Origin of the sequence: Rhizobium vallis, from assembly GCF_003985155.1 — a bacterium.
In the GTDB taxonomy this organism is placed as follows: Bacteria; Pseudomonadota; Alphaproteobacteria; order Rhizobiales; family Rhizobiaceae; genus Rhizobium; species Rhizobium vallis.
The window spans coordinates 19,664-46,364 of sequence record NZ_ML133688.1 but is presented as its reverse complement, the minus strand read 5'-3'; the positions used below and the strand labels follow the sequence as shown (position 1 = coordinate 46,364).

25 protein-coding genes and 1 tRNA gene are annotated in these 26,701 nt (G+C 59.9%); 12 read left to right on the top strand and 14 right to left on the bottom strand.

Going from position 1 to position 26,701, the window contains the following annotated elements; genetic code table 11:
• Positions 1-78 precede the first annotated feature (78 nt).
• The gene (locus EFQ99_RS10080) at positions 79-2,067 is read left to right on the top strand and encodes a bifunctional 2',3'-cyclic-nucleotide 2'-phosphodiesterase/3'-nucleotidase (RefSeq protein WP_126920911.1); all 1,989 of its coding nucleotides are present in this window, start codon (positions 79-81) and stop codon (positions 2,065-2,067) included.
• Positions 2,068-2,106: 39 nt separating this feature from the next.
• On the opposite strand, the gene EFQ99_RS10075 is transcribed toward EFQ99_RS10080, so the two are convergent.
• Positions 2,107-3,075 carry a LysR family transcriptional regulator gene (locus EFQ99_RS10075; RefSeq protein WP_126920910.1) on the bottom strand — a complete coding sequence of 323 codons (969 nt, stop codon included), beginning with the start codon at positions 3,073-3,075 and terminating at the stop codon, positions 2,107-2,109.
• 139 nt (positions 3,076-3,214) lie between these two features.
• Between EFQ99_RS10075 and EFQ99_RS10070 the strand changes: the two genes are divergently transcribed.
• The gene (locus EFQ99_RS10070) at positions 3,215-3,829 is read left to right on the top strand and encodes an FMN-dependent NADH-azoreductase (RefSeq protein WP_126920909.1); all 615 of its coding nucleotides are present in this window, start codon (positions 3,215-3,217) and stop codon (positions 3,827-3,829) included.
• Between the two features lie 48 nt (positions 3,830-3,877).
• On the opposite strand, the gene EFQ99_RS10065 is transcribed toward EFQ99_RS10070, so the two are convergent.
• Complete coding sequence (locus EFQ99_RS10065) at positions 3,878-4,453, bottom strand: TetR/AcrR family transcriptional regulator (RefSeq protein WP_126920908.1); 576 nt, start codon at positions 4,451-4,453, stop codon at positions 3,878-3,880.
• Between the two features lie 107 nt (positions 4,454-4,560).
• Here EFQ99_RS10065 and EFQ99_RS10060 point away from each other — a divergent pair, with 107 nt between their 5' ends.
• Positions 4,561-5,337: an SDR family oxidoreductase gene (locus EFQ99_RS10060; protein WP_126920907.1), complete on the top strand. Its 777-nt coding sequence runs from the start codon at positions 4,561-4,563 to the stop codon at positions 5,335-5,337.
• Between the two features lie 51 nt (positions 5,338-5,388).
• Here the strand turns inward: EFQ99_RS10060 and EFQ99_RS10055 are convergent, their stop codons facing one another.
• The 4 genes from EFQ99_RS10055 to ilvA all read right to left on the bottom strand — a co-directional run bounded on the left by EFQ99_RS10055 (position 5,389) and on the right by ilvA (position 10,076).
• Positions 5,389-6,582 carry an MFS transporter gene (locus EFQ99_RS10055; RefSeq protein WP_126921458.1) on the bottom strand — a complete coding sequence of 398 codons (1,194 nt, stop codon included), beginning with the start codon at positions 6,580-6,582 and terminating at the stop codon, positions 5,389-5,391.
• A 353-nt stretch (positions 6,583-6,935) separates the two neighbouring features.
• Positions 6,936-8,147 carry a GGDEF domain-containing protein gene (locus tag EFQ99_RS10050; protein ID WP_126921457.1) on the bottom strand — a complete coding sequence of 404 codons (1,212 nt, stop codon included), beginning with the start codon at positions 8,145-8,147 and terminating at the stop codon, positions 6,936-6,938.
• A gap of 314 nt (positions 8,148-8,461) precedes the next feature.
• Entirely contained in the window at positions 8,462-8,788 is a 327-nt protein-coding gene (locus EFQ99_RS10045; protein WP_126920906.1) for an HlyU family transcriptional regulator, read from the bottom strand.
• A gap of 37 nt (positions 8,789-8,825) precedes the next feature.
• Positions 8,826-10,076: a threonine ammonia-lyase gene (gene ilvA / locus EFQ99_RS10040; protein WP_126920905.1), complete on the bottom strand. Its 1,251-nt coding sequence runs from the start codon at positions 10,074-10,076 to the stop codon at positions 8,826-8,828.
• 214 nt (positions 10,077-10,290) lie between these two features.
• Here ilvA and EFQ99_RS10035 point away from each other — a divergent pair, with 214 nt between their 5' ends.
• Positions 10,291-10,665: a VanZ family protein gene (locus tag EFQ99_RS10035; RefSeq protein WP_126920904.1), complete on the top strand. Its 375-nt coding sequence runs from the start codon at positions 10,291-10,293 to the stop codon at positions 10,663-10,665.
• A 373-nt stretch (positions 10,666-11,038) separates the two neighbouring features.
• Here EFQ99_RS10035 and EFQ99_RS10030 read toward each other — a convergent pair.
• Positions 11,039-11,123 (bottom strand) — tRNA-Leu (locus tag EFQ99_RS10030).
• Between the two features lie 172 nt (positions 11,124-11,295).
• Positions 11,296-11,892, bottom strand: coding sequence for an NAD(P)H:quinone oxidoreductase type IV (gene wrbA / locus EFQ99_RS10025; protein ID WP_097631444.1), 597 nt, complete (start codon positions 11,890-11,892; stop codon positions 11,296-11,298).
• 228 nt (positions 11,893-12,120) lie between these two features.
• Between wrbA and EFQ99_RS10020 the strand changes: the two genes are divergently transcribed.
• From EFQ99_RS10020 to EFQ99_RS10005, 4 genes are all read left to right on the top strand, one after another.
• Positions 12,121-12,897 (top strand): competence/damage-inducible protein A, encoded by a 777-nt coding sequence (locus tag EFQ99_RS10020; RefSeq protein ID WP_126920903.1) that lies wholly within the window; start codon positions 12,121-12,123, stop codon positions 12,895-12,897.
• A gap of 108 nt (positions 12,898-13,005) precedes the next feature.
• The gene (locus EFQ99_RS10015; protein WP_126920902.1) at positions 13,006-13,848 is read left to right on the top strand and encodes a universal stress protein; all 843 of its coding nucleotides are present in this window, start codon (positions 13,006-13,008) and stop codon (positions 13,846-13,848) included.
• A 205-nt stretch (positions 13,849-14,053) separates the two neighbouring features.
• Complete coding sequence (gene gpt, locus EFQ99_RS10010; protein WP_126920901.1) at positions 14,054-14,548, top strand: xanthine phosphoribosyltransferase; 495 nt, start codon at positions 14,054-14,056, stop codon at positions 14,546-14,548.
• A gap of 194 nt (positions 14,549-14,742) precedes the next feature.
• Entirely contained in the window at positions 14,743-15,333 is a 591-nt protein-coding gene (locus EFQ99_RS10005; RefSeq protein ID WP_126920900.1) for a hypothetical protein, read from the top strand.
• Between the two features lie 186 nt (positions 15,334-15,519).
• On the opposite strand, the gene EFQ99_RS34995 is transcribed toward EFQ99_RS10005, so the two are convergent.
• On the bottom strand, positions 15,520-15,801 hold the full coding sequence (locus EFQ99_RS34995) for a hypothetical protein (RefSeq protein ID WP_164736365.1): 282 nt from the start codon (positions 15,799-15,801) through the stop codon (positions 15,520-15,522).
• Positions 15,802-15,922: 121 nt separating this feature from the next.
• Here EFQ99_RS34995 and EFQ99_RS10000 point away from each other — a divergent pair, with 121 nt between their 5' ends.
• Both EFQ99_RS10000 and EFQ99_RS09995 read left to right on the top strand, forming a co-directional pair.
• Complete coding sequence (locus tag EFQ99_RS10000; RefSeq protein WP_126920899.1) at positions 15,923-19,738, top strand: vitamin B12-dependent ribonucleotide reductase; 3,816 nt, start codon at positions 15,923-15,925, stop codon at positions 19,736-19,738.
• 171 nt (positions 19,739-19,909) lie between these two features.
• Positions 19,910-20,380 (top strand): MEKHLA domain-containing protein, encoded by a 471-nt coding sequence (locus EFQ99_RS09995; protein ID WP_126920898.1) that lies wholly within the window; start codon positions 19,910-19,912, stop codon positions 20,378-20,380.
• A 44-nt stretch (positions 20,381-20,424) separates the two neighbouring features.
• Here the strand turns inward: EFQ99_RS09995 and maiA are convergent, their stop codons facing one another.
• The 4 genes from maiA to hppD all read right to left on the bottom strand — a co-directional run bounded on the left by maiA (position 20,425) and on the right by hppD (position 24,650).
• Positions 20,425-21,057: a maleylacetoacetate isomerase gene (maiA, locus tag EFQ99_RS09990; protein ID WP_126920897.1), complete on the bottom strand. Its 633-nt coding sequence runs from the start codon at positions 21,055-21,057 to the stop codon at positions 20,425-20,427.
• The gene (locus EFQ99_RS09985; protein WP_126920896.1) at positions 21,054-22,079 is read right to left on the bottom strand and encodes a fumarylacetoacetate hydrolase family protein; all 1,026 of its coding nucleotides are present in this window, start codon (positions 22,077-22,079) and stop codon (positions 21,054-21,056) included. The genes maiA and EFQ99_RS09985 overlap by 4 nt, the downstream gene beginning before the upstream one ends.
• Positions 22,080-22,107: 28 nt before the next feature.
• Positions 22,108-23,469: a homogentisate 1,2-dioxygenase gene (gene hmgA, locus EFQ99_RS09980; RefSeq protein WP_126920895.1), complete on the bottom strand. Its 1,362-nt coding sequence runs from the start codon at positions 23,467-23,469 to the stop codon at positions 22,108-22,110.
• A 71-nt stretch (positions 23,470-23,540) separates the two neighbouring features.
• The gene (hppD, locus tag EFQ99_RS09975) at positions 23,541-24,650 is read right to left on the bottom strand and encodes a 4-hydroxyphenylpyruvate dioxygenase (protein WP_126920894.1); all 1,110 of its coding nucleotides are present in this window, start codon (positions 24,648-24,650) and stop codon (positions 23,541-23,543) included.
• A gap of 128 nt (positions 24,651-24,778) precedes the next feature.
• On the opposite strand from hppD, the gene EFQ99_RS09970 reads away from it, so the two are divergent.
• The gene (locus EFQ99_RS09970; protein ID WP_126920893.1) at positions 24,779-25,279 is read left to right on the top strand and encodes an Lrp/AsnC family transcriptional regulator; all 501 of its coding nucleotides are present in this window, start codon (positions 24,779-24,781) and stop codon (positions 25,277-25,279) included.
• A 19-nt stretch (positions 25,280-25,298) separates the two neighbouring features.
• Here the strand turns inward: EFQ99_RS09970 and EFQ99_RS09965 are convergent, their stop codons facing one another.
• On the bottom strand, positions 25,299-25,760 hold the full coding sequence (locus tag EFQ99_RS09965) for an Lrp/AsnC family transcriptional regulator (protein ID WP_126920892.1): 462 nt from the start codon (positions 25,758-25,760) through the stop codon (positions 25,299-25,301).
• Positions 25,761-25,882: 122 nt separating this feature from the next.
• Here EFQ99_RS09965 and EFQ99_RS09960 point away from each other — a divergent pair, with 122 nt between their 5' ends.
• The gene (locus EFQ99_RS09960; RefSeq protein ID WP_126920891.1) at positions 25,883-26,674 is read left to right on the top strand and encodes a phenylalanine 4-monooxygenase; all 792 of its coding nucleotides are present in this window, start codon (positions 25,883-25,885) and stop codon (positions 26,672-26,674) included.
• Positions 26,675-26,701: the final 27 nt, after the last annotated feature.

Genomic DNA, 26,701 nt, shown 5'->3' with positions numbered 1-26,701 from the left:
TTTTCGCAGTGTACTCCTCGCCAAATCGTCCTAATTCTGACGGGCCGGGCGATGCAGATCTTTGAAGGAGAGCTTTCCATGTCTTCCATTTTCGACGCTGGTGTCATGAGCCGCCGTTCGCTTCTTGGCGGCCTCGCCGCCACTTCCGCCCTGGTGCTGCTGCACCCTTTCAGCGCGCGCGCCAGCGCCAACCAGGCGCATCTCCGGCTGATGGAAACGACCGACATTCACGTCAACGTCTTTCCTTATGACTATTATGCCGACAAGCCGAACGACACGATGGGCCTTGCGCGCACCGGGACGATCATCGACAACATCCGCGCGGAAGCCGTCAACTCGCTGCTGATCGACAATGGCGACGTGCTGCAGGGCAATCCGATGGGCGACTACATGGCCTACCAGCACGGCATGAAGGACGGTGACGTCCATCCCGTGATCAAGGCAATGAACACGCTCGGCTACACTGTGGGAACGCTCGGCAATCACGAGTTCAACTACGGCCTCGACTTCATGTTCAAGGTGTTGTCGGGCGCGAACTTTCCCTTCGTCTGCGCCAACCTGACCAAGGGGCAGCTCGCCTCGGACCCGAAGCAGGACGACCTCTTCTTCAAGCCCTACGTCATTGTCGAAAAGCAGATCAAGGACGGCGCCGGCAAGGAGAGCCCGGTCAAGATCGGCTTCATCGGCTTCGTGCCGCCGCAGATCATGCTCTGGGACATCAAGAATCTCGAAGGCAAGGCGCAGACGCGCGATATCGTCGAGGCCGCCAAGGCCTGGGTTCCCGCCATGAAGGAAGCCGGCGCCGATATCGTCATCGCGCTCTCCCATTCCGGCATCGACGGCGGGGCACCCTCCGAAAAGATGGAAAACGCCTCGCTGCACCTTGCCGCCGTCGACGGGATCGATGCGATCTTCACCGGCCACCAGCATCTCGTCTTCCCCGGGCCGAAGAGCTGGGACGGCATTGCCAATGCCGATCCGGTCAAAGGCACGCTGCATGGCAAACCAGCGGTGATGGCCGGCTTCTGGGGCTCGCATCTCGGCCTTATCGACCTGCTCCTGGAAAAGGACGGCAACAGCTGGAAGATCGTCGACTTCACTTCTGAAGCGCGGCCGATCTATCACCGCGACGACAAGAAAAAAGTGGTTGCCGATTACGCCGACAAGAAGGAAGTGGTCGAGGCCGCCAAATCAGAGCACGAGGCCACACTCGCCTATGTCCGCACGCCCGTTGGCAAGACGTCCGCGCCGCTCTACTCCTACTTCGCCCTCGTCGCCGACGATCCTTCCGTGCAGATCGTCAGCCAAGCCCAGACCTGGTACATCAAGCAGATGCTTGCCGACACCAAATACAAGGATCTGCCGGTGCTTTCGGCCGCAGCGCCCTTCAAGGCCGGCGGGCGCGGTGGTGCGGACTACTATACCGATGTCCCGGCTGGCGACATCGCCATCAAGAACGTCGCCGATCTCTACCTCTATCCGAACACGGTGCAGGCCGTCGTCATCACCGGCGAGCAGGTAAAGAACTGGCTGGAAATGTCGGCCGGCATGTTCAATCAGGTCGAAGCCGGCGCCAAGGACGCAGCACTTATCAACAGTGATTTCCCGTCCTACAATTTCGACGTCATCGACGGTGTCACCTACCAGATCGACTTGTCCCAGCCGCGCAAATACGACAATGACGGCAAGCCGATCAATCCGACGTCGAACCGCATCCAGAATCTCTCCTTTGACGGCAAGCCGATCGATCCCGCGCAGAAGTTCGTCGTCGTCACCAACAATTACCGTGCCGGCGGCGGCGGCAGCTTCCCCGAGATTAAGGCTGACAAGGTGATCTTCCAGGCGCCGGACACCAACCGTGACGTCATCGTCCGCTATGTCCACGACCAGGGCACGATCAATCCGTCAGCTGACGCAAACTGGACCTTCAAGCCGCTGCCGGGAACGACGGCGACTTTCGAAAGCGGCCCGAAGGCAAAGCAGTTCCTGGCTGCGCTCAAGAGCGTCAAGATCGAGGAAGCGGGCGAAGGGGCCGACGGCTTCGCAAAATTCAGGTTGGTTCTCTAGACTTAGGAAAGTCGGGCGGGCGCGGTATCCGCGCCTGCCTCACTCGGCGGCAAGCGGCATGCCGGGTTCGAGCAGCTCCGCAATGTGGGCATGGAAATCGGCCTGGCTTGGACAGGCGGAAAGCCTGGTGCGGAACGCGTCGATCATCCAGGTGGCGGCAGGTCCGGGCGGATTGGCAAGCCGACGCATCGAATAGATGCCATACTCCCCTTGTTCGTATGCCTCCAGATCCAGATGGACGAGGGCGCCACTCACGAGATCGTCATGGATCAGGGAAGCGGGAAGGCCGCCCCAGCCAAGACCGGCCTTGATGAGCTGGTGCTTCGTCGCAATATCGCTGACGCGCCACGTCTTGTAGGACAGAACGTTGAAATCGCGCCCCTTCGTCAGGCCCGAAGCATCGGTCACGACGAGTTGCACTTCCTCGCGCACGTCACCGAGCATGAGCGGCCTGCCGAACTCGGCCAGCGGGTGGTTGCGCGCGGCAACGGGTAACATGAAGGAATGACCAATCCGCTCGGTGACGACCGAATCGTCTTGCCTCAAGACCGCGCCGCCGATCCCGATTGTCGCCTTGCCGCTCAGAACGAGATCCATGACCATTCCGAGCTCGCCGACGTTGAGGTTCAACGAAACGGACGGGAACATCTCGCGGAATTCTCGAAGAACGTCCACCACCGCCCGTGAGGGGACCATGACGCTGATGGCGACGGACACTTCCGCTTCGAGCCCTTCCTTCAGGCTCTTGACGCGTGCCCGCATGACCTGCAGGTCGCCCAGAATGCGGCGCGCATCCTCCAGCATCGCCCTGCCCGCTTCCGTCAGCTTCGGCTGGCGCGCGCCGGAGCGCTCGAAAAGCGGCACTTCGAGCTGGGCCTCCAGATTGGCGATCGTATAGCTGACAACCGATTGCGCGCGGTTGAGGGTCCGCGAGGCAGCCGAGAAGCTGCCGGTTTCGGCAACGGTCAGAAACACCTGCAATTGGTCCAGAGTCGGGTTCGGAAGCATCTTCCATCCATTCCATCGATAGTTTCGATCGACATTATCACCGTTTTTTCGATAACAGGCCAGACCTATTTTCCTGATCGAGACTGCGGCTCACCTCCCAACAACGGGCCGTCAAATTCAATTCGAAAGGAAATGCACCATGTCGTCCATCCTCCTCCTGACGTCCAGCCCGCGCGCCGACTCGCTCTCGACGCCGATCGCCGTCGATCTCGCCGAAAAGCTGAAGAACCAGAAGCCGGGCAGTGTCGTCGTCCGGCGCGACCTCGCCTCCAACCCGCTGCCGCACATCGATGACCTCTTCACCGGCGCAATCCGCAAGCCGGCCGAGGCCCGCACTGCCGAAGAAATCGCAGCCATCAAGACTTCCGACGAACTCGTCGCCGAACTGTTTGCTGCCGACACGATCGTCATCAGCACCGGCCTGATCAACTTCAACATCTACTCGTCGCTGAAGACCTGGATCGACAACGTCGCCCGCGCCGGCGTGACCTTCAAGTACACGGAAACCGGCCCGGTCGGCCTCGTAACCGGCAAGAAGGTTTACGTGGTGCTCACATCAGGCGGCGTCTACTCGCAGGGCCCGGCTGCCCCCTTGAACCATGCCGTTCCGTACCTGAAGTCGGTTCTCGGCTTCCTCGGCATCACCGATATCGAGACCATCTACGTCGAAGGCCTGGCTTTCGGCCCGGAAGCTGCTGAAAAGGCCATCGACGCCGCCAAGTCGCGCGTCGAGGAAATCGCACTGGCCGCCTAATCGGCTCTTGAATGCTCCATGGAACGGCCGGCTCTCGCCGGCCGTTTGTCATTTGTCGATACCGGCGACAAAATCCCTGACCGTCGCCAGGATTTCGGCCGATAGATCCTCATCCGAGGAAACCCTGGCAAGGCCGACGCCGCCTGCCATCATCGCAAAGGCCATGATCGCCTTGCGTCGTCTTTCCCCTTCACTCACCCCTGCGGCCTTGCCCGCCAAAGCCTCGAAATTGCGTTCAAGCCGCTCCGTAGCGATCGCCCTCGCCTTCTCACCGCTGCGTGATAGATCGGAAGTCAGGGCCGCAAAGGGGCAACCCTCACCGGGATTGTCGCGGTGATAGGCGCTGACATAGCGATCGGCGATATCTGCGGCCGTCATCTTCGCCGGGTCCACACCCTCGGCCTCGAGCCTACGCCCCCACGAATCGAAGGCGGATCGGATCGCCTCGGCGACGAGATCGTCACGGGAAGCGAAGTGCTTGTAGAACCCGCCGACAGTCAGTCCGGACTCCTTCATCAGGTCGGCAACGCCGATGCCCTCGAGCCCCTCTTCGCGCAGCCGTTTCGACGCGGTCTCGACAATCTTCTCATGCGTCTTCTGTTTTTCCAACTGCGAACGACCCATCGGAATTCTCCCGGCACCGCCTCTTGACTTATGTAGATTACAGTCATAATCCTTATGGATAACGATCATAATCCAGATCGTGGCCAATTCCAAGAGGAGCATGCATCATGCGTCTAAGAAACAAGGTCGCCCTGATCACCGGCGGAAACAGCGGTATCGGTCTTGCGACCGCCAAGGTCTTCATTGATGAGGGCGCCAAAGTCGTCATCACCGGCCGCAATCCGGAAACACTCGCCGCCGCAGAAAAGGCGCTTGGGGCCGGCGTGCTGGCGCTGAAGCTCGATGTCACCGATGCCGCCGCCACCGAAAAGGCCTTTGCGGAAGCCGCTGCAAAGGTCGGGAAGTTCGACATCGTCTTCGCCAATGCCGGCATCGGCGGCGCGACACCGCTCGGTGACACGTCGCCGGAGCAATTCAACCGGATCATCAGCACCAATCTGACGGCAGTTTTCTTCACCGTGCAATCGGCCCTGCCGCATCTCAATGACGGCGCTTCGGTAATCCTCAACGGTTCGGTGCATGCCGTGCTCGGCGCTCCCGGCTGGTCGGCCTATGCGGCAACCAAAGCCGCGGTCCGCGCGATGACGCGCAATATGGCGTCCGAGCTCGCACCGAGGGGCATCCGCGTCAACCAGGTGACCCCCGGCGGCACGAAGACGCCGATCTGGTCGCCAATGGCACAAACCGAAGACGCGATGTCGGCGCTCGAAGCCCGGCTCGGCGGCATGAGCCCGCTCGGCCGCATGAGCGAAGCCGACGAAATCGCCAAGGCGGCGCTCTATCTGGCCTCGGATGATTCGACCAATGTCACCGGCATCGAGATCACCGTCGACGGCGGTATGACGAGCGCCCCCTCCGGCGCCAAGATTTTCCGCGCCGCCTGAACAAGCCGGGCCGGGCAAGTCAAACCTGCCCGGCCCCACGGATGCTCTGCTTCAGTTCGCGCACATGGCGCGATAGGCAACACGAAACAGGACGATTGCCAGATTCACGACGGCAAGCAGCAGCACGACATACAACATGGTCTGCACGCCCGAGGAAACGATCAGATTACCGGCCAGCAACGGAAAGCCGAAGACGCCGATAATATAGGCCAGCGAGAACAACAGAAGCGATTGTGGCATAAGGCCGGCGGGAGCCTCATTGGCGGCCAGGCCGTTAATCACGGAATAGGTCAATCCATAGCCGAGCCCCAGCATCGCCGCACCTCCCAGATAGGCAAGCTGACTCGATGTCAGCGTCAGGAACAGCAGGATCGATGCCAGCGTCAGGCTTGTCAGGACCAAAAGCGAATAGAACGGGTCTTTCTTGACCACATATCCCGCCAGGAATAGCCGGCTTAGAATCGCGGCGGACATGAAGCCGATGAAGAAAAGGGAGTAGTCGAACCCATGCGCCTTGGCGTAGCTGGTCTGAAAACTGGACAATCCGCCGAACATCGCACCGCCGATGCCAACCATGACGATGGAGTACATTGCCCGCGAAGCAATCACCTGGCGCGCCATGCCGAACGAGATTTTGTTGACATGAGGCACAATCTTGCCGGCGTTGGTCAGCTTGATGTGAAGCAGGAAATAAAGTCCACCGCCGGCGAGGCTGGAAAGAAACGCAAACAGGAAAGCCGTCTCGATCGGCATGGACCAAGCGGCGGCAATACGGCCAATGATCGGCCCGGCGCCAATGCCTGACATCATCGATCCCGACAACAAGGCGAAAAACCTGATCCGGTGCTCGGGCTCGATGATCGCGGCGACCAAGAGGGGTCCGAGCGCATAGAACATACCCCAGCCTATGCCAAGAATGAAACCGACTGTCATCAGGCTCAACCCGGCGGACGGGACCGTCGCAAATCCCAAGCCCGATGCAGCAAGAAACAGCCCCGAAACCGCCACCGCCCGCGCAGAGCCGATGGCATCCGCGATGTGGCCGGACAGGATGACGAGAATGACCGTGCTGACAGTCGCCGCCGAGATGATCAGTCCGGCCAGCGCCTCGTCTCCACCACGCTGGCCCACCAGCACGGGGATCAGGAACGTAACGCCATAAGCGATCGAGAGAAGAAACCCTCCGATGCACAAAACGGCAAACTCACCGCCGTCGACCCTCTGCTCTGCAATTGCATCACTCATGTTTCCACGCTCCTGACAAGAACAGTTCATCGGAATATTGCTGCAATGGAGATCACGTTTGCATTTTCCGAACAAGACGTTTTCATAGTGTCGATAACCTATTGAAAAACATACATTCACGAGAAGCATATTTCTGTTTACTCAACATCATCAACACACATATGGCGAGGCACCGCATCTGATCGACGACCTGCAGAGCCGACTCGTTCGCAAGGGGCAGCGCGCCATATTTGAGGGAATAGCTGTCGGGGCGGGAGGAGTTGCCGCCAAATGAGAAGAGACGAGCGCGCCTGGGCTAGTCGGGGACCGCCTGGGCAAGACGAGCTCGCCTGGGCAAGACGAGCTTGCCTGGGCTAGCTGACTTTCACGACGCCGGAGCGACCGACGACGCAGTTGCGGCCGCTCTTTTTGGCTGCATAGAGCCTGCCGTCGGCCGCCGAGAGTACGGTGGTGAAGCTGGTGCCGTCCTCGTCGGCGGTCGCAACGCCGATGCTGACCGTCACCGGCTTGTCATCCGGTGTCTGAACGCTGGTCGCGATCGTCCAGCGCAGGCGCTCGGCAAGCAGCAGCCCTTCCTCATGATTTGTGCCGGGACAGACGGCGACGAACTCTTCGCCGCCAAAACGGAAGACGCGGTCGTTGGAACGCAGCGTCGTGCCGAGCCGGGCGGCGATCGCCTTCAGCACCTCGTCGCCCTGGAGATGGCCGTAGCCGTCATTGACGTCCTTGAAGTGATCGGCATCGATAATGAGGACCGTTGCGAACAGCCCCTGCCTCGATGCCTCGCGCAGCATCAGCGGCGCTTCCAGCTCCATTCGCGTGCGATCATAGACACCAGTGAGCATGTCGAGGCCGGTCCGCTCGAGAAGGTCGTTGTAGCGCTCACGGAATGTCAGGTCGCCGAACACGTCGCTGATGGAGCGCGCGGCGGCGGCAGAGCCGACGCGACGAATGCGATATTCGTAGACCGCAAACATTGCAGCGTAGAGGCAGACGGCGAGCATCTTCGCCTTCCAGCCGCCCCAGAATGCGGCGATCGGTACGTCCAGGAAGTAATGCAGCGCGGCGAAGAAGCCGATCTGATCGAAGGTCAGCAACACAAAGCCGGAGACCATGAAACGCAGGACGACGCGGCGGCGGAAGAAATCCCCGAGTTTTTCGTAAAGCAGGATGATGCCGAGCGAATCGACATAGAGCAGTGCCGTGCCCCAGACCATCAGCCAGCCCATCTCCTTGAGGAAATCAACGTCGGGCGCATGATCCGGCGATACCTGGAGCGGCTGGTGCAGCTGCAGCACCCCGGCGATCCCGACGGTCAGGAGGTTGCCAAGGAACAGGCCATAGATCGGCTGGCGCACAGTCGCGGCATCCTCCTGCAGGTAGAGCATCAGGATCATCATCAGCTTGCCGGAAAAGAAGACCGATGAGCCGGGCGATACGTCTCCGAATGGAAGCGAGACATAGAAGACCGCCGCCAGGTAGGTTTCCATGAAATGCATGACGCCGAGCGCCGTCAGAAAGACCCCGAGGCCGAGCCGATGGCGGAAATGCAGAAGCATTACCATCAACACGAAATAGGCGACGGCTTCGACGACGAACAGGGCGAGGTTAAGTGTCTCCACTACGACACCTCGGCTTCGGGCCGGCGCCCCCTGAGGCCCGCGGCTGCCGCGATCGCGACAGCGGATCCTTTGTTCGATCGTCCGAAAAAGTGAAACACGAGGGCAACCCTGCAAATCCTGCCGGCGATAGCTTTCACAGCAATCCTTTAAGATTAGGTGTGCAAGATCGCGCGCCGGATGAGCACGCAGGTTATACGATTGAAAAGCAGAGAATTTCCTGCCGGCATCCGATCCCGATCCGACTCGGGATCCCGATTTCAGACCTGACGAACCTTCTCGCCGTCACCAAAGAGCGACGGGCCGTGCTGATCGATGATCTGTTGCGCCTTGCGCACGGTGCATTCGATCGCGTCATCGGAGGACGAAAACAGATCGGCGCGAATGAAATTGCGCACCAGCACCTCGTCGCCGACCTTCTTTTCGATGCGGCCGACAAGGCGATACTGGCCGCCTTCCTTGCGCGGTTCGGCATAAATCGTGCAATCGCCGTAAAGCTGCGGCTCGCCGGAAGGGCCTGCCGCTTCTGCGGCGGGTTTGCCGCCGCCGGAGAACATCGAAAAAAGATTTGAAATGAACGAAGCCATGCTCAGGCTTTAGCACGCTGGTATCGCTGTCGCCAAGTCAAATGATCAGGTTGGCGAGGATCTCGTTTTCGGTGATATCTTCGTAACCCATGCCGGCAGCTTCGAAATTTCCGATCAGCCGGGCAAAATTCTCCGGCGCCTTGGTTTCGATGCCGATCAGGATGGAGCCGAAATTGCGCGCCGATTTCTTCAGATATTCGAAGCGGGCGATATCATCGTCGGGACCGAGCAGATTGAGGAAATCCCTGAGCGCGCCCGGGCGCTGAGCGAGCCGCAGGATGAAGTATTTCTTCAGCCCTGCGTAACGCATGGCTCTTTCCTTTACGTCAGGCAGGCGTTCGAAATCGAAATTGCCGCCCGAGACGACGGCGACGACGGTCTTGCCGCGGATCGTCTCGCGGTCCATCGCGGCGATCGCCGTCAACGACAGAGCTCCGGCCGGCTCCAGAACCACGCCTTCGACATTCAGCATCTCCTGAATGGTGACGCAGATGGCATTCTCCGGCATCAATTGAACCTGCTCGGCAGGAAAATTGCGAAGGGCGGCGAAGTTCAGGTCGCCGATACGCGCAACGGCGGCGCCGTCGACGAAATTGTCGACCTTAGCAAGCGTCGTCACCTCACCCGCCTCGATGCTGCGCCTAAGGCTTGGCGCGCCTGCAGGTTCTGCGAAGACGAAAGCCGATTTCGCCACCGTGCCGTCGAGATAGCCGGTGATGCCGGCAGCAAGTCCGCCGCCGCCGACCGGCAGGACGACCATGTCGGGCACCGTTCCTTCCGGCAGTTGCTGCATGATTTCGGCTGCGACCGTCGCCTGCCCTTCGATGATGTCGACATGGTCGAAGGGCGGCACCATGACGCCGCCTACCGCTTCCACATGCTCGCGGGCGGCCTGGTAGCACTGGTCGAAGAAATCGCCGAACAGCCGGATGGTGATGAATTCGGCGCCGAACATGCGGGTCTTGTCGATCTTCTGCTGCGGCGTCGTCACCGGCATGAAGACGACGCCCGGCACGCCGAAATGGCGGCAGACGTAAGCAAATCCCTGGGCATGATTGCCGGCCGAGGCGCAGACGAAGATCTTTTCGGAAGCACCCTGCCCGATCGCCTTGCGGAAGAAATTGAAGGCGCCGCGGATCTTGTAGGAGCGCACCGGCGACAGATCCTCGCGCTTCAGCCAGATATCGGCGCCATACCGGGCCGAGAGATGATCGTTGAGCTGCAGCGGCGTTGCCGGAAAGAGGCTGCGCATTGCCTCTTCGGCGTTTTCGACATCAAGTCTCGTCACGGGTGTCGTCCATTCTCACGATTAACCACCGCCGCTATGGCATAGGCGGGCCGGCAAAAGAAAGCCCGCTTCGGCCATTTCCGGTTCGCTGTCGGATCTGTTTGCTCCGCGAACCGGTTATGCTACGGGAAGTCTTTCGCAAGCCAACCGCGAAATTGGCGGCACATGAACTGATTTTAACTGTCAATGAAATGGCCGACCAGTATATGGAGCTATGATGATCTCCAAATTCGCAAGACCCCTCGCCTGGCTGCTGCTCGCCTTCATCATCTTCATCACCGTTTCGCCGATCGGGCTGCGGCCGGAAACGGTCACGACGGTCGATACCGACCGCGCCAGCGCCTACGTGATCCTTGGGCTCGCTTTTGCGCTCGCCTATCCGAAACAATGGAAAACGGTGGCGGCGCTGCTGGTCGTCGGTGCGGTCGCCATCGAATATCTGCAATACTTCGCGCCGACGCGCCATGCGCGCCTCCATGATGCCGGCATCAAGGCAATGGGCGCCGCCTTGGGGCTTCTGGCTGGCTGGGTGATCAACAGATGGCGCGATACGAAAGCATCGAACGCCCTTCCGCTCACAGAACGCTGATCGTTGCTAGCAAAAAACGACACGTCATCCCGAAAATCGAATTCGGGACAGGTGCAGATCCGAATGTGATAGAGTGTCCTGAGCGCGTCTTCCCGGAGGCGCTCAGGACACGCTAGAAATCACGCAAGTGCATCGCCCAGAAGAACAGTGGTATCGCGGCCATCGCAGTTCCGAGAACTAGTGCAATGCTGGCCTTGAAGATGCGGATGCGTCGAACCTTAGTCCCATTCCAATCGTAAACCATCGTCTTACTCCCACAAGACAACACTTACTCCAGCCGCCGCGGCGCAATCCTTGCACCAAAAATGTCCTTGTCAAGCGCCAACCGCTTTTATGCACAAAATACGAGCATATTTAAACAGTATTATGAAGGTGGTGCGGGCGACGGGGATCGAACCCGTACAGCCAAGGCCGAGGGATTTTAAGTCCCTTGCGTCTACCAGTTTCGCCACGCCCGCTTGCGGCGTTTTCAATAACTTGCGTCATTGACGATGGGAAGGGCCGCGAAGCGTAAAAATCGCGCCTCATTTGTCGGGGGCGCCGATCGGCGGTGGCCGGTCCGCCGCGGGACAAAGCAAAAGGCGCGGCGAGCTCTCGCCCGCCGCGCCTTTATCATTCCGGTCTCAAAGATCAGGCGAGCTTGGCGGCAAGCTTGGCGACATGAGCGCCCTGGTATTTCGCGCCTTCCAGCTCGATCTCGGAAGGCTGGCGCGAGCCGTCGCCGTTGGTGATGGTGGAGGCGCCGTAAGGCGAGCCGCCCTTGACTTCCTCTGTGCCCATCTGGCCCTGGAAAGCATAGGGAAGGCCGGCAACGACCATGCCCTGGTGTAGGAAGGTCGGGATGAAGCCGAGGATAGTGGATTCCTGGCCGCCATGCTGGGTTGCCGAGGAGGTGAAGACCGAGCCGATCTTGCCGACGAGCTTGCCGGCGAACCAGAGACCGCCCGTCTGATCCCAGAAATTGCGCATCTGCGAGGCGACCGTGCCGAAGCGGGTGCCGGCGCCGACGATGATCGCGTCATAATCCGCCAGTTCGTCGACGGTGGCGATCGGAGCGGCCTGGTCGACCTTGTAGTAGGACGCCTTGGCAACCTCTTCCGGAACCAGTTCCGGAACGCGTTTGACGGTGACGTCGGCACCGGCCGACTTCGCGCCTTCGGCAACGGCATAGGCCATGGTTTCGATATGACCATAAGCCGAGTAATAAAGGACGAGGACCTTCGCCATCTTCTATCTTCCTTGAAACATCGGGTTGAATTTCGTGACCGTAAGTTCCTATCAGCGGCCATGGTTGAACACAGCCCCGCCCTGAAGAACTCAGTGTTCAACACCCGTAGACGAAAATTCACTTGCCTTTTCATTTCAGCAAACGAACGCGCCGGCATCATGCTCGGCTGTTTGCAAAGCGGCCGAAGGGCGCTACCTATTCATCAGCTTCACACCACGGAACATCCCATGAGCCATGACATCGTCGTCACCGCCGCCATGCTCGCCATCGGCGACGAACTTCTTTCCGGCCGCACCAAGGATAAGAATATCGGCCACCTCGCCGATCTGCTGACGCTTTCCGGCATCGACCTCAAGGAGGTGCGGATCGTCGCCGATGACGAGGAGGCGATCGTCGAGGCGCTGAACGCGCTTCGCGGCAAATATGATTACGTCTTCACCTCGGGTGGCATCGGACCGACGCATGACGACATCACCGCCGATGCCATCTCCAAGGCTTTCGGCGTGCCCTGCGAATACGACGAAACGGCTATGGCGCTGCTTGCCGAAATGTATCGGCGCCGTGAGATGGAATTTACCGAAGCGCGCCAGCGCATGGCGCGCATGCCGCGGGGTGCCGCCCATATTGCCAATCCCGTTTCGACCGCACCGGGCTTCATCATCGGCAACGTCTACGTCATGGCCGGCGTGCCGCAGGTCTTCCAGGCGATGGTCGATAACGTGCTGCCGACGCTTAAGACCGGTACGCCGGTGCTGTCGCTCGCGATCGCCTGCCCTTATGGCGAAGGCGAGATCGGCACGCCGCTCACCGCGATCCAGAAAGCCCATCCGGAAACCAGCATCGGTTCCTATCCCAGATATATCGGCCAGAAGTTCTCGACCGAGATCGTCGTTCGCGGCCGCTCGCAGGCGGCGATCGACGCGGCCGGCGCCGAGGTGCATGCGATGATCGATGCCATCCGCCGGAGGAAAGACATCGCCGAAAACCATTCCGCCGAGGCTTGAGGGAAACGCCGGAACTGGGGGCCATCCTTGATCCCGGTCAAGGAACTTGAGAAGGGTCCGGTGCATTCCTTCCCTCGCGCAGACGATTTCAGCGCAAGGAGAATTGATATGTCTTACAAAACCATTCTCGCCATTCTCGATACGGCAGATAATAGTGCCGCCGTCGCCGATTTCGCCTTTGCCATCGCCGCCGAAAGCGGTGCTCATGTGATCGGCCTGCATGCCGAAACCATCTCCGCCGTGCCGCTGGTGGCGCCGATGGAAATTCCCGATCCCGTCGCCGTGCAGGCGTTGCAGGACATGGCGCACGGCGAAACAATCGCGGTGGAGCGCATCTTTCGGGGGAAAGCGGCTGCATCAGGCGCTTCCTCGGAGTGGCGCAGCTTTGCCACGGCAACCGGTTATGGCTCCGCACCGCTGATCGAAAGCGCGCGCAGTGCCGATCTGCTGATCGCTTCGCAGGCCGACCCGGCCAACCCTTCCGACAGCCATGTCGACGTCGACAGCTTTCTTTTCGAAACCGGCCGGCCGGTGCTGATGATCCCCTATATCATCCGTCAGCCGAAGCCGATCAAACGCGTGCTGATCGCCTGGAACGGCTCGAAGGAGGCGGCGCGCGCAACCTTCGACGCGCTGCCGATCCTGAAGGCGGCCAACGAGGTAGAGATATTTTCGGTCGATCCGGCCGATACGGCGCTGCACTCGCCGCTGACATCCGGCGCCGAGATCGCCGCCACGCTTGCCCGCCATGGCGTGAAGACGACACTTTCGACGGCGGAAAGCGTCGACAAAAACACATCGCATGTTATCGAGAACCGGCTTTCGGACAGCAGCATCGATCTTCTCGTCATGGGCGCCTATACGCATTCCTGGCTCTGGCAGACGATCTTCGGCGGCACGACGAAGACCTTGCTGCATTCGATGACGGCGCTGACCTTGCTATCGCGGTAATGGGTTGCTCTTGCGTTTTGCCGGCAAATCCCGCTAATTGCAGCGACCGATGACGGCTTCGAGCCTCGGCCACGTCTCGCGCAGCAGCAGCTCGCGATCTCGCGCAGTTATGACTGCGCGATTTCTCGTTTTGCCGATCGCCACGTCAAACCCGTCGGTCGCCTGAAAACGGCGTGTCGTCTCTATCATGCCGCGGAGCAGCCCGATGTCCCTTCCCGATAAAGCCTTTCCCGTTTCCTGGGATCAGTTCCACCGCGATGCGCGCGCGCTTGCCTGGCGGCTTGCCGGCCTCGGGCAGACCTTCAAGGCGATCGTCTGCATCACCCGCGGCGGCCTCGTTCCGGCGGCGATCATCTCGCGCGAATTGAACATCCGGCTGATCGAGACCGTTTGCGTCGCGTCCTATCATGACTATGTGAACCAGGGCGACATGGTGTTGCTCAAGGGAATAGCCCCCGAACTTCAGGAGAATGGTGGCGAAGGCGTGCTCGTCGTCGACGATCTGACGGATACCGGCAAGACCGCAGCACAGGTGCGCACCATGCTGCCGAAGGCGCATTTCGCCTGCGTCTACGCCAAGCCGAAAGGCGTGCCGACCGTCGATACCTTTGTCACCGAGGTCAGCCAGGATACCTGGATCTATTTCCCCTGGGACATGGGCTTCACGTACCAGGAGCCGATCGCCAAGGGTGCGGGCTGATTGCCGCAGGTACCGGCGCGCAATCCTCGCCTTTACCACCTGAAATTGTTCCAGATTTTGTCGGCGAGCTTGCCTGATTCCGCTATCGGGTCTTCCCCATTTATTTTATTTTCTTCTCATGGACTGGGCGGCGTGAGAATCGTGTCAGGTTGCGCTTAAAACGTGCAGCTGATGATGCGGTCTAGGGAAGCAAGATGGCGCGGTGGGGGTATAGGGGAGCCGGTGCGATCGTCGGGCTGGCGACATGTCTTTTTCCGTTGACGCGCGCCTGCGCCGAACCTGCCTATGTGCCCCTCGTGCGCGACTATGTCGAACAGCGGATCAGACAGATGGTCGAAACGCCGCTGGTGCTGAACGCCATTGCCGAGCAGAATGCGAAGTTCGGCGATGTCAGCGAAATGGACATGCGGGTTCTCGACGAGACTTACCGGTCGGAGGTCATTCAGGACCAGCTGCATATGGTCAAGCTGCTGCTCGACAAAACGGTGTCGCATTACCTGAAAGAAAAACAGGACGCCTCGCAGGGAGCGATCGTCGAATTCTTCGTCACCGACAGCCATGGGCTCAACGTCGGGCAGAGCACCGTCACCGCCGACTATTGGCAGGGCGACGAGGAGAAATATCTCAAAACCTTCGCCAACGGCTCCCGCGAGATCTTCATCGACCGGGCGGAACGCAACGAATCCACACAGATGCTCGAAACGCAGGCGAGCTTCGTCGTCATGGACGCGCAGGACAAGCCGATCGGCGTGGCAACCGTCACCATCGCCATCGATGCGCTCTGAAGAGCGCTCGCGTCCCGGCGAATCGGCATGCCCATTTGCACTGAAAATGCCATCATAAGATTTGCCGCAGGGCGCTTTTTTGCGGTTGCGCCATTTTCCTTAGCCGGCAACGCCTGCAAGCCATTGTATTTTCAGCACTCCCCGGCTTTCCCCAATCTTCACAGGCGCATCCACAAGATGTTGTGGTTAGCATTCAATTAAAAGCCAGCCCTTGACGGAATCAGCTGTTTCAAACTTTACTATTCCTGATGTTGCGGCGGCGACAGGACCGGAGGTAACGAGCCCGGTTCCCTTTTGAAAAACAGGACGCAGGACCAGGGCGTTGCACCGGAAACGGTTCAGACCCGGCAAGGTTTTTGCGCGGTTTTCAGCCTCCAAAAAAAGCGGCGTCGGGACTGGCGATAATAAGCTGTTAATACTATATTTAGCGTTTGCAGCCACCATCACCACAAGATACAGGAAGGACATCTCCGGATGACACCCCTGTCACAATACGGAAACGAGGCTGGCTGCACGACGACAAAGTGCCGCCGGATAGGAATTTTGCGCCCCGGTCGCGGGGACCGGGCGCCAACACGAGGTCAAGACCATGCGCATCGAACGTCGTTTCACGAAGGCCGGCCAAGGCGCCTATGCGGATATCGAATTCCGCAAGGCGACGAGCGAGATCAAGAACCCCGACGGTTCGATCGTGTTCCGCCTCGAGAACATCGACGTTCCCGCGCAGTTCTCCCAGGTCGCGACCGACGTTCTGGCCCAGAAGTATTTCCGCAAGGCCGGCGTTCCCACCCGGCTGAAGAAGGTCGAGGAAAACGACGTTCCTTCCTTCCTGTGGCGCTCCGTTCCCGACGATGCTGCGCTGAAGACCCTGTCCAAGGATGAGCAGACCGGCTCCGAAATCGATGCGCGCCAGGTCTTCGACCGTCTTGCCGGCACATGGACCTATTGGGGCTGGAAGGGCGGCTATTTCTCCTCCGAGGAAGATGCTGCAGCCTTCAAGGACGAGCTTGCCTATATGCTCGCCACCCAGCGCGTCGCCCCGAACTCGCCGCAGTGGTTCAACACCGGCCTGCACTGGGCCTACGGCATCGACGGCCCCGGCCAGGGCCATTTCTACGTCGATCCCTTTACCGGCAAGCTGACCAAGTCCAAGTCGGCCTACGAACACCCGCAGCCGCATGCCTGCTTCATCCAGTCGGTCGAGGACGATCTCGTCAACGAAGGCGGCATCATGGACCTCTGGGTGCGTGAAGCGCGCCTGTTCAAATACGGCTCCGGCACCGGCTCCAACTTCTCGATGCTGCGCGGCGAAGGCGAAAAGCTTTCCGGCGGCGGCCGCTCCTCCGGCCTGATGAGCTTCCTGAAGATCGGCGACCGCGCCGCCGGCGCCATCAAGTCGGGCGGCACGACGCGCCGCGCCGCCAAGATGGTCGTCGTCGATATCGACCATCCCGATATCGAGGAATACATCAACTGGAAGGTCAAGGAAGAGCAGAAGGTCGCGGCCCTGGTGACCGGCTCGAAGATCGTCGCCAAGCACTTGAAGGCGATCATGAAGGCCTGCTTCAATTGCGAAGGCGGCGATAATGGCGATTGTTTCGATCCGGCCAAGAACCCTGCCCTGAAGCGCGAAATCCGCGCTGCCAAGAAGGACCAGGTTCCGGAAAACTATGTCCAGCGCGTCATCCAGTTCGCCCGCCAGGGCTACAAGGATCTTGAATTCAAGACCTACGATACGGATTGGGATTCGGAAGCCTACCTCACGGTATCGGGTCAGAACTCCAACAACTCCGTCTCGATCAAGGACGACTTCCTGCGCGCCGTCGAGAATGACGGCGAATGGAAGCTGACCGCCCGCAAGGACGGCCGGGTGATGAAGACGCTGAAGGCGCGCGATCTCTGGGAAACGATTTCCTACGCTGCCTGGGCCTCGGCCGATCCGGGCATTCATTTCAACACGACGATGAACGACTGGCACACGTCACCGGCCGGCGGCCCGATCCGCGGCTCGAACCCGTGCTCGGAATACATGTTCCTCGACGACACGGCCTGCAACCTTGCTTCGCTGAACCTGCTGCAGTTCAAGGACAAGGCCACCAAGCGCATCAACATCCCCGACTACGAACACGCGGTTCGTCTGTGGACCGTCGTGCTCGAAGTCTCGGTGATGATGGCGCAGTTCCCGTCGAAGCGCATTGCCGAACTCTCCTACGAATACCGCACGCTCGGCCTCGGCTACGCCAATATCGGCGGCCTGCTGATGTCGTCGGGCATTCCCTACGACTCCACCGAGGCCCGCGCCATCGCCGGTTCGCTGACCGCGATCATGACCGGCATCTGCTATGCGACCTCGGCCGAAATGGCTGGCGAACTTGGTCCCTTCCCGAACTTCGCGCCGAACCGCGAGAGCATGCTGCGGGTCATCCGCAACCATCGCCGCGCCGCTTACGGCGAAACATCCGGCTATGAGGCGCTGTCGATCGACCCGGTCGCGCTGATCCATTCGGAAAACCCCGACCAGGATCTCGCCGCCCATGCCAAATCGGCCTGGGACAAGGCGCTCGAGCTTGGTGAAAAGCATGGCTACCGCAATGCCCAGGTCTCGGTCATCGCGCCCACGGGCACGATCGGTCTCGTCATGGATTGCGACACGACAGGCATCGAGCCCGACTTCGCGCTGGTCAAGTTCAAGAAGCTCGCCGGCGGCGGTTACTTCAAGATCATCAACCGCGCCGTTCCGGATGCGCTGCGCACGCTCGGCTATTCGGAAAGCCAGATCGCCGAGATCGAAGCCTATGCAGTCGGCCACGGCAACCTGAACCAGGCGCCGGCGATCAACCCGTCGACGCTGAAGACCAAGGGCCTCACCGACGAGAAGGTCGAGGCCGTCAACGCTGCGCTGAAGAGCGCCTTCGATATCAAGTTCGTCTTCAACCAGTGGACACTCGGCGCCGACTTCCTGAAGGACACGCTGAAGGTTTCCGACGAACAGCTCGCCGACATGAGCTTCAACCTGCTCGACCATATGGGCTTCTCGAAGAAGGACATCGAAGCGGCCAACATCCACGTCTGCGGCGCGATGACGCTGGAAGGCGCGCCTTTCCTCAAGAAGGAGCACCTGCCGGTCTTCGATTGCGCCAATCCTTGCGGCAAGATCGGCAAGCGCTACCTCTCTGTCGAAAGCCACATCCGCATGATGGCGGCTGCCCAGCCCTTCATCTCGGGCGCGATTTCCAAGACGATCAACATGCCGAACGAGGCGACCGTCGAGGACTGCAAGAACGCCTACCTGCTGTCGTGGAAGCTCGGTCTCAAGGCCAATGCGCTCTATCGCGACGGCTCGAAGCTGTCGCAGCCGCTCAACGCCTCGCTGATCGAAGATGAGGACGACGAGGATGCGCTGGAGGAACTGCTGCAGGCACCGATTGCTGCCCAGGCAGTTACCATCACTGAGAAGATCATCGAGCGGGTGATCGAACGCGTTTCGCGCGAACGCGAGAAGCTGCCGAACCGCCGCCAGGGCTATACCCAGAAGGCCGCCGTCGGCGGACACAAAGTGTATCTGCGCACCGGCGAATTCGGCGACGGCCGCCTCGGCGAGATCTTCATCGACATGCACAAGGAAGGTGCCGCCTTCCGCGCAATGATGAACAATTTCGCCATCGCCATCTCGCTCGGCCTGCAGTACGGCGTGCCGCTCGAAGAATATGTCGAGGCCTTCACCTTCACCAAGTTCGAGCCGGCCGGCATGGTCATCGGCAATGACGCGATCAAGAACGCCACCTCGATCCTCGACTACGTCTTCCGTGAGCTCGCCGTCTCCTATCTCGGCCGCCACGATCTCGCCCATGTCGATACGTCGGACTTCTCGAACACCGCACTCGGCAAGGGTATCCAGGAAGGCAAGACCAACCTGCTCTCCACCGGCTGGACCCGCGGCTACAAGCCGACGCTGGTCTCCGGCACCGGCGGCGAACGCCAGGCGGGCGAACCCAAAGGTGCGGCCACATCAGCCCCTGCCCGCGCCGCTGCGACCGGCACCGTGACTGCCTTTGCCGGCAGTGCCGCCCGCAAGCTGGAGCCGACCGTTGCCATCTCCACCTCCGAAATCGTCGCCTTCAAGCGCGATTACGAGGAACGCGCCAAGGAATTGGCGGAAGAGATTGCCGAAGAGGTGACTGAGGAAATCACCAGCGACGCAACCGCCCTCTTCTCCGACAAGGCTGCAGCGGATGCCGCAACGGCCAAGACGGAAGCCAAGAAGGTGGAAGCCGAACGCCGCCAGCGTTCGATCATGCAGGGCTACACCGGCAACATGTGCTCGGAGTGCCAGAACTTCACGATGGTGCGGAATGGCACTTGCGAGAAGTGCGACACGTGCGGTGCGACGAGCGGGTGCAGCTGAGGAAACTCGTGCCGGGTGTGTCTAGGCACTAGGCACGTGAACGCAGAACCCTCTGTTTGATCCGAACTAAAACCAGCTTGGGGCGATATCAGCATCGCCCCAAGCGCCGTTTGAAAGAACATTTAGGCCACCAAAAGCCAGGATCGGAACATCTGACCGACGAGGCGGATAATGACTTTTACTTATAACAATCACGCTCTCAACCTTAAGAACGATCCCGATTTCCTCTCGCTCCTCACCGGAAGCTACGCCCGCATCGTCGGCCGCCCTCTCGTCGGGGACGAACAAGGCTCTGACTGGCTTTACAACGACGCGCCTTTCATCGTCCTCGCCCACAATATCGAGCCCGATCCCCGCTTCATTTACGCAAACCGGACCGCGCAGAAATGCTTCGAATACAGCTGGGATGAATTCATCGCGCTGCCTTCGCGGCTTTCGGCCGAGCAGCCCGATCGTATCGAGCGGCAACGGTTGCTGGACAGCGTCACGCGCCATGGTTTCGTCGAGAATGGGCGCGGTGTCAGAATCGCGAAATCGGGGCGGCGGTTCTGGATCGAGGATGTGACCGTCTGGCAGCTTATTGATGAGGCCGGACAGCGGCTGGGGCAGGCTGCGAAAATCTCTTCGTGGCGGGACGCGTAGTTTCGTCGGCCAGCTCTGCCCTGACGAGTTTTATCGCAGTGAAGCTATGGTTTCACCCGGTCGGGATGGGCGGCCTGGAAGGCCGGCAGCCCGGCGCATTTGGCGTCGATCTCGACGATGCGTTTGAAATCGGTCATCTCAACGCCCCAGCGGCGAGCGTTGTAGACTTGCGGAATGAGGCAGAGGTCCGCCATCGTGGGCCGGTCGCCGAAGCTGAACTCTCCGGCGCATTCACCGATCATGGCCTCCACTTTCCCAAGGCCGGCGGCGATGAAGTGCCTCATCCACTCCTCGCGGGCGTCCGCTTTTTCAGTCACGGTCATGAGATGCGCCACGACATGCATGTTGCAGATCGGATGGATATCCATGGCGACCGCATAGGCAAGCGCGCGCACTCTCTGGCGGTTGGCAATATCAGCCGGCAGCAATCCGGATTCCGGCCGAAGTTCGGCCAGATACTCAATGATCGCCAAGGATTGCGTCAGTATTCTCCCATCGATCACCAATGTCGGCACGAGCCCCTGCGGGTTGAGCGCCAGATAATCCGGCGCCTTGTGTGCGCCGTCCAACAGGTTGACGGGAACCGTCTTATAGTCGACGCGCAAGAGATTGAGCGCGATGCGGACGCGATAGCTCGCCGATGATCGCCAGTAGTCGTAGAGAACGACCTCGTTCATTGCGGCCCGGCTCCCTGGTATTTTTCAACCGTCTGCTCGATCGCTCCGAAGATAGAATGGCCGGCGCGATCCTTCATCTCGATGCGAACCTGATCCCCGAACCGCATGAACGGCGTTTTCGGCGAACCGGTCTCGATGGCCTCGATCATTCGGAGTTCGGCAATGCAGGAATAGCCGTCTCCGCCCTCCTCCACTGGCTTGCCCGGGCCGCCGTCCAGCTTGTTGGAAACCGTTCCCGAGCCGATGATCGTTCCGGCCACGAGCTTGCGCGTTTTGGCGGCATGGGCGATCAACTGGCCGAAATCGAAGGTCATGTCGATGCCAGCATTCGCCTTGCCGAATGCCGTGCCGTTCAAGCTCACGAGCAGCGGTAGATGCAGCTTGCCGCCATCCCAGGTGTCCGCGAGCTCATCCGGCGTCACCGCGACGGGAGAAAATGCCGATGCCGGTTTCGACTGGAAGAAGCCAAATCCCTTGGCCAGTTCGTCAGGGATCAGACCGCGCAGCGACACGTCGTTGACGAGCATCACCAGGCGGATGGCGCCGCGGGCGGCCTCCGGACCGGAACCCATGGCGACGTCGCCGGTGATGACCGCGACCTCGCCTTCCATGTCGATCCCATAGGCCTCGTCGGCCGCCAGGATGGGGTCGCGCGGCGCGAGGAAACCGTCCGAACCGCCTTGATAGATCAGCGGATCGGTCCAGAAGCTTGCCGGCATCTCGGCACCGCGCGCCTTGCGCACCAGTTCGACATGGTTGACGTAGGCCGAGCCGTCGGCCCACTGGTAGGCCCGCGGCAGAGGCGATGCGGCGTCATGTTCGTGAAACCGGATCGTTGGCTGCGCCCCAGTCTCAATGCCTTCGGCAACCTGCTGAAGCCTCGGAGCCACATGCTCCCAGTCATCGAGCGCCGCCTGTAGGGTGCGGGCGATGTGCCCGACTTCCGAGCAGCGGGTAAGATCGCGGGAAACGACGACGAGCCGGCCGTCCCTGGTGGAGTCCTTCAATGTCGCGAGTTTCATGTCTCAATTCCAGTGCCGGAGGATGCCATCACTTGATGCCTGGGGTTCCGTCGAACTTGCGCTCCAGGCCGTCCCAGCACTCGAGGTAATCATCCTGCAGCGTTTCGAGCTCGGCGGCGTATTTTGTCAGTTGCTGCGGATATCGCGTCTCGAACATGAAGGCCATGGTGTCATCCAGCTTCACGGGCTTGAGTTCGGCATTGGATGCCTTTTCGAAGGCAAGCGCATCCGGCCCGTGGGCAAGCATCATGTTGTGCAGGCTCATGCCACCAGGCACAAAGCCTTCCTCCTTGGCATCATACTGACCATGGATCAGACCCATGAATTCGCTCATGATGTTGCGGTGATACCAGGGCGGACGGAAGGTGTGCTCGGCCACCAGCCAGCGTGGCGGAAAGATCACGAAGTCGACATTCGCCGTGCCGGCATCTTCGGTCGGGGCGGTCAATACCGAAAAGATCGACGGATCGGGATGGTCGAAGCTGATCGCGCCGACCGGGGAAAATGTCCTGAGGTCGTATTTGTAAGGCGCATAGTTGCCGTGCCAGGCCACGACATCGAGGGGTGAGTGGCCGATCTCCGTGACGTAGAACTTTCCGCACCATTTCACATGCACGCGGCAAGGCTGTTCCTTGTCCTCGAAAGCGGCGACTGGCGTCTTGAAGTCGCGCGGATTCGCCAGGCAGTTGGCGCCGATCGGTCCGCGGTCCGGCAAGGTGAATTTCGCCCCGTAGTTCTCGCAGATATAGCCGCGCCAGACCGTTTGCTCACCCTCACGCATGATCTTGAACATCATGCCGCGCGGGATGAGGCATATTTCCAGGGGCTCGACGTCCATGATGCCCATTTCGGTGAACACCCGGATGGCGCCGAGCTGCGGCACGATCAGCAGTTCGCCGTCGGCGTTAAAGAAGTAATCGTCGACCATGTCATCATTGAAAACGTAGGCATGGGCTGACATGCCCACCTGGGTCGTGGCATCGCCTGCCGTCGTCATTGTCCGCACACCCTGAAGAAAGGTCAGCTTCTCGGTCGGCGTGGGGACCGGATTCCAGCGAAGCTGACCCAAGGGAAGCGAATGCTCGTCCAGGCAGGGCGCGGTTTTCCAGAGCGGATAGGAGACGTTGGAAAAACGGCGTGTATGACGCACACTCGGGCGAATGCGATAAAGCCAGGACCTTTCGTTCGTGCCACGCGGCGCGGTGAACGGTGAGCCGGAAAGCTGCTCGGCATAGAGACCGTAGTTGCATTTCTGCGGGCTGTTCTGGCCCTGCGGCAAGGCGCCGGGAAGCGACTCCGTTTCAAAGTCATTGCCGAAGCCCGGCATATATTTCAGCTTGTTTGCCGTCGCGGCTTCACCGTCCGACGCCTGGATCGATGTCTGGTCCATGCTCAACTCCTCCCCTCGAAAACTCCGCAGCACCGCGCGTCGTTTCAGACGCGCGGTACGCGCTGTAGAGTTTACTCCGCTGCGGTCCCGATGACACCACGCTTGATCTGATCGGCCTCGATCGACTCGAAAAGAGCGCGGAAATTGCCTTCGCCGAAGCCCTCGTCGCCCTTGCGCTGGATGAATTCGAAGAAGATCGGGCCGATCACGGTCTTGGAGAAGATCTGGAGCAGGATTTTCGTCATGCCGCCGTTCACCACGCCTTCACCGTCGATGAGGATGCCGTGCTTCTTCATGCGCTCGACAGGTTCGCTATGGCCGTTCACGCGTTCATAGGACATGTCGTAATAGGTCTCCGGAGGACCCGGCATGAAGCGCAGGCCGTTATCGGCAAGCCGATCGGTCGCCGCATAGATATCCTCCGTGCCAACGGCGATGTGCTGAATGCCTTCGCCGTTATACTTCTTCAGATATTCCTCGATCTGGCTCGTATCGTCCTTCGATTCATTCAGCGGAATGCGAATCTTGCCGCAGGGCGAGGTGATGGCGCGGCTCACCAGACCGGTGATACGCCCATCGATATCGAAGAAGTGAATCTGCTTGAAATTGAACAGGTTGCGGTAAAAGTCCCACCACTTGTCCATGTTGCCGCGGAAGACGTTGTGCGTGAGGTGGTCGAGATAATAGAAACCAATCCCCTCAGGATGCGGATTGGGCTCGCCGAGCCAATCGAATTCGGCATCGTAGACCGATCCCTTTGCACCATAGGTCTCGACGAAATAGAGCAGCGAACCGCCGATCCCCACGATCGCCGGGACATCGAGCACCTTGTCATCCCCTTCATAGGGAACGGCGCCTTTCGACACCGCGTGATCGAAGGCATGTTTGGCGTCGACGACGCGCCATGCCATCGACGGGGCGCAGGGACCATGCTTGGCAACGAAGCGCGCGGCATGGCTGCCGGCTTCAGCGTTCAGGACATAGTTGATGTCACCCTGGCGCCAGACGGTGATGTCCTTCGTCTTGTGCCTGGCGACTGGGACGTAGCCCATGCGCGTGAAGAGCTCGCGCAGCTTTTCGGGCTCAGGATGAGCGAATTCAACGAATTCGAAACCGTCGGTGCCGGCCGGGTTATCGGCGGTGATTTCCGAGGGCGGCGCATCATGCGGAAATGGGCCCATTTTCTCCTCCTGGGGACTGGACTCTAGGTGTGCAAAGTGTGACCCAAAACGCGTGCAAAGTTCTTGCATTCTTCATGCGCCTAGAAGAAATTATGCACGGTCCGTGAGTATTTTGGAGATTTCATGCAATGGATGAGCCGCTCGACAAATTGGATTTACGCCTGCTCCAGGAACTTCAAAAAGACGGCAGGCTGACGAACAACGAGCTGGGGGAGCGGATCGCGCTTTCACCGTCGCAATGCTCGCGCCGGCGCACGCGGCTGGAGGCTGAGGGGTATATTCGCAGCTACCGCGCCTACCTCGATCGGGAGAAGCTGGGACTGGATATGCTGGTGGTCATTTCCGTGACGCTTGCGACCCACAACCGAGACAATGCCCGCCGATTTTCGCAATTGATCAACGGGTTGCCGGAGGTTCTTGAAGCCTATGCGCTGACCGGCGAAATGGATTACCACCTGACGGTCGCGACCCGCGGGCTCGCCGACCTCTCGAAATTCGTCAACGATGTCTTGTTGCCCCACGACTCAGTGCAGCACGTGAAGACGTCAATCGTGCTCGACACGCTGAAGACATTCGAAGGCTTTCCGATACATATGCCAGGCGGTTGGCATGGTGACAGCACGCGGTAGTCGGGGCTGTAAGTTTCAGTCAGAGCGGCAGTTCGGTCGAGAATTTCAGCTCGCGCAGCACGAAGCTCGAGACGACAGTGCGCACATGCGGGTTGCGCATGAGATAGCGGGTCATGAAGGCCTCGTAGCTTTCCACGTCGCTGGCCCGGATCTTCAGCATATAATCGAAGGCGCCTGACAGGGCGTAACACTCCATGATCTCCGGACGCTCCAGCACCACCGAAGCAAACGACGCGACCGCCTCTTCGTGATGATCCTCCAGCGTCACATGCGCGATCACGCAGAGCTTGAGATCGAGTTTTCCGGGATCGAGCAGCGTCACGCGCTTGCGAATAACGCCGTCAGCCTCCAGTTCCTGAATCTTCCGCCAAGCCGAGCTTTGCGACATGCCGGCCTTTTCCGCCAGATCTGCCAGCGAAAGGCTGCCATCGGCCTGGATGAGTTGCAGAAGCTTGCGGCGAAAATTCCCAGTTTCTTTCATTTTTCGGACCACACTTGAGAATATTTGCCATCATCATGGCAAAAGCCAGCACGAAAGAAAAGAAAATCCTCCAAACCCGGATCATAATGGCAGCAATATCGCCACGTCTGGAAGGATCGGATATGACCAAAGAAAGCAGCTATACCGCCAAACTGCCCGGCCCGGACGGTCTCTATGACTACACTCCCGATGAAGATGCGATTTGGGGCGAACTCTATCGACGTCAGATGAAGCTGCTCGCCGATACCGCCTGTCGCGAATACCTGGACGGCGTCAAAATGCTGGGGCTGACGCCGGATAAGGTGCCTCAGCTTCTCGATGTCAACAAACGCCTGAACGAGACCACCGGCTTCGGCGTCGAAGGCGTTCCGGCACTTATTCCGCCCTCACGGTTTTACGAACTCCTGTCGCAAGGCAAATTCCCGCTCGCAACCTTCCTGCGCCGTCGCGAGCATATCGACTATATCGAGGAGCCGGACCTGTTCCACGAGGTTTTCGGCCACTGCCCGCTGCTGACCAACCAAAGCTATGCGAATTTCGTCAGGCATTTCGGCGAAACCGCCGTCCGCCTCGGCAAAGGCTATTCGTGGCATCTGTTCCGGATCTTCTGGTTTACGGTCGAATTCGGGCTGATCAATACGCCGCAAGGCCGCCGCTGCTTCGGGGCCGGCATCGTCTCGTCACCGAGCGAAGCGAAGGCGGCAATGGAAGGCACGGCGTGCGAATTTCGGCCATTCGATCTGCTGAGCGTGCTGAGAACGCCCTACCGGATCGATATCCTCCAGCCGATCTACTATGTCATCGACAGCTTCGCCGACCTTGAAGCGATCGTGGAGCAGGATATCGAGGGCAAGATCCTCAAGGCAAAATCGCTCGGTGATTTCGCCCCGACTTTCGAGGCCAAGGCGTCGTGAATCGCTGATACAGCGCGGCTGCAGAAA

Bases quoted from the DNA above. Each gene is read 5' to 3' on its own strand.
- EFQ99_RS10050 (WP_126921457.1), bottom strand. From the start codon at position 8,147: ATGGTAATGCTTCTGCATTTCCGCCATCGGCTCGGCCTCGGGGTCTTT.
- EFQ99_RS10070 (WP_126920909.1), top strand. From the start codon at position 3,215: ATGTCGTCCATCCTCCTCCTGACGTCCAGCCCGCGCGCCGACTCGCTC.
- EFQ99_RS09970 (WP_126920893.1), top strand. From the start codon at position 24,779: ATGGATGAGCCGCTCGACAAATTGGATTTACGCCTGCTCCAGGAACTT.
- EFQ99_RS10020 (WP_126920903.1), top strand. From the start codon at position 12,121: ATGAGCCATGACATCGTCGTCACCGCCGCCATGCTCGCCATCGGCGAC.
- EFQ99_RS09985 (WP_126920896.1), bottom strand. From the start codon at position 22,079: ATGAAACTCGCGACATTGAAGGACTCCACCAGGGACGGCCGGCTCGTC.
- hmgA (WP_126920895.1), bottom strand. From the start codon at position 23,469: ATGGACCAGACATCGATCCAGGCGTCGGACGGTGAAGCCGCGACGGCA.
- EFQ99_RS09965 (WP_126920892.1), bottom strand. From the start codon at position 25,760: ATGAAAGAAACTGGGAATTTTCGCCGCAAGCTTCTGCAACTCATCCAG.
- EFQ99_RS10000 (WP_126920899.1), top strand. From the start codon at position 15,923: ATGCGCATCGAACGTCGTTTCACGAAGGCCGGCCAAGGCGCCTATGCG.
- EFQ99_RS10035 (WP_126920904.1), top strand. From the start codon at position 10,291: ATGATGATCTCCAAATTCGCAAGACCCCTCGCCTGGCTGCTGCTCGCC.
- EFQ99_RS09995 (WP_126920898.1), top strand. From the start codon at position 19,910: ATGACTTTTACTTATAACAATCACGCTCTCAACCTTAAGAACGATCCC.
- wrbA (WP_097631444.1), bottom strand. From the start codon at position 11,892: ATGGCGAAGGTCCTCGTCCTTTATTACTCGGCTTATGGTCATATCGAA.
- EFQ99_RS34995 (WP_164736365.1), bottom strand. From the start codon at position 15,801: ATGTCCTTCCTGTATCTTGTGGTGATGGTGGCTGCAAACGCTAAATAT.
- EFQ99_RS10075 (WP_126920910.1), bottom strand. From the start codon at position 3,075: ATGCTTCCGAACCCGACTCTGGACCAATTGCAGGTGTTTCTGACCGTT.
- EFQ99_RS10080 (WP_126920911.1), top strand. From the start codon at position 79: ATGTCTTCCATTTTCGACGCTGGTGTCATGAGCCGCCGTTCGCTTCTT.
- gpt (WP_126920901.1), top strand. From the start codon at position 14,054: ATGTCCCTTCCCGATAAAGCCTTTCCCGTTTCCTGGGATCAGTTCCAC.
- EFQ99_RS10045 (WP_126920906.1), bottom strand. From the start codon at position 8,788: ATGGCTTCGTTCATTTCAAATCTTTTTTCGATGTTCTCCGGCGGCGGC.
- EFQ99_RS10055 (WP_126921458.1), bottom strand. From the start codon at position 6,582: ATGAGTGATGCAATTGCAGAGCAGAGGGTCGACGGCGGTGAGTTTGCC.
- EFQ99_RS10065 (WP_126920908.1), bottom strand. From the start codon at position 4,453: ATGGGTCGTTCGCAGTTGGAAAAACAGAAGACGCATGAGAAGATTGTC.
- EFQ99_RS10060 (WP_126920907.1), top strand. From the start codon at position 4,561: ATGCGTCTAAGAAACAAGGTCGCCCTGATCACCGGCGGAAACAGCGGT.
- EFQ99_RS10015 (WP_126920902.1), top strand. From the start codon at position 13,006: ATGTCTTACAAAACCATTCTCGCCATTCTCGATACGGCAGATAATAGT.
- EFQ99_RS09960 (WP_126920891.1), top strand. From the start codon at position 25,883: ATGACCAAAGAAAGCAGCTATACCGCCAAACTGCCCGGCCCGGACGGT.
- EFQ99_RS10005 (WP_126920900.1), top strand. From the start codon at position 14,743: ATGGCGCGGTGGGGGTATAGGGGAGCCGGTGCGATCGTCGGGCTGGCG.
- hppD (WP_126920894.1), bottom strand. From the start codon at position 24,650: ATGGGCCCATTTCCGCATGATGCGCCGCCCTCGGAAATCACCGCCGAT.
- maiA (WP_126920897.1), bottom strand. From the start codon at position 21,057: ATGAACGAGGTCGTTCTCTACGACTACTGGCGATCATCGGCGAGCTAT.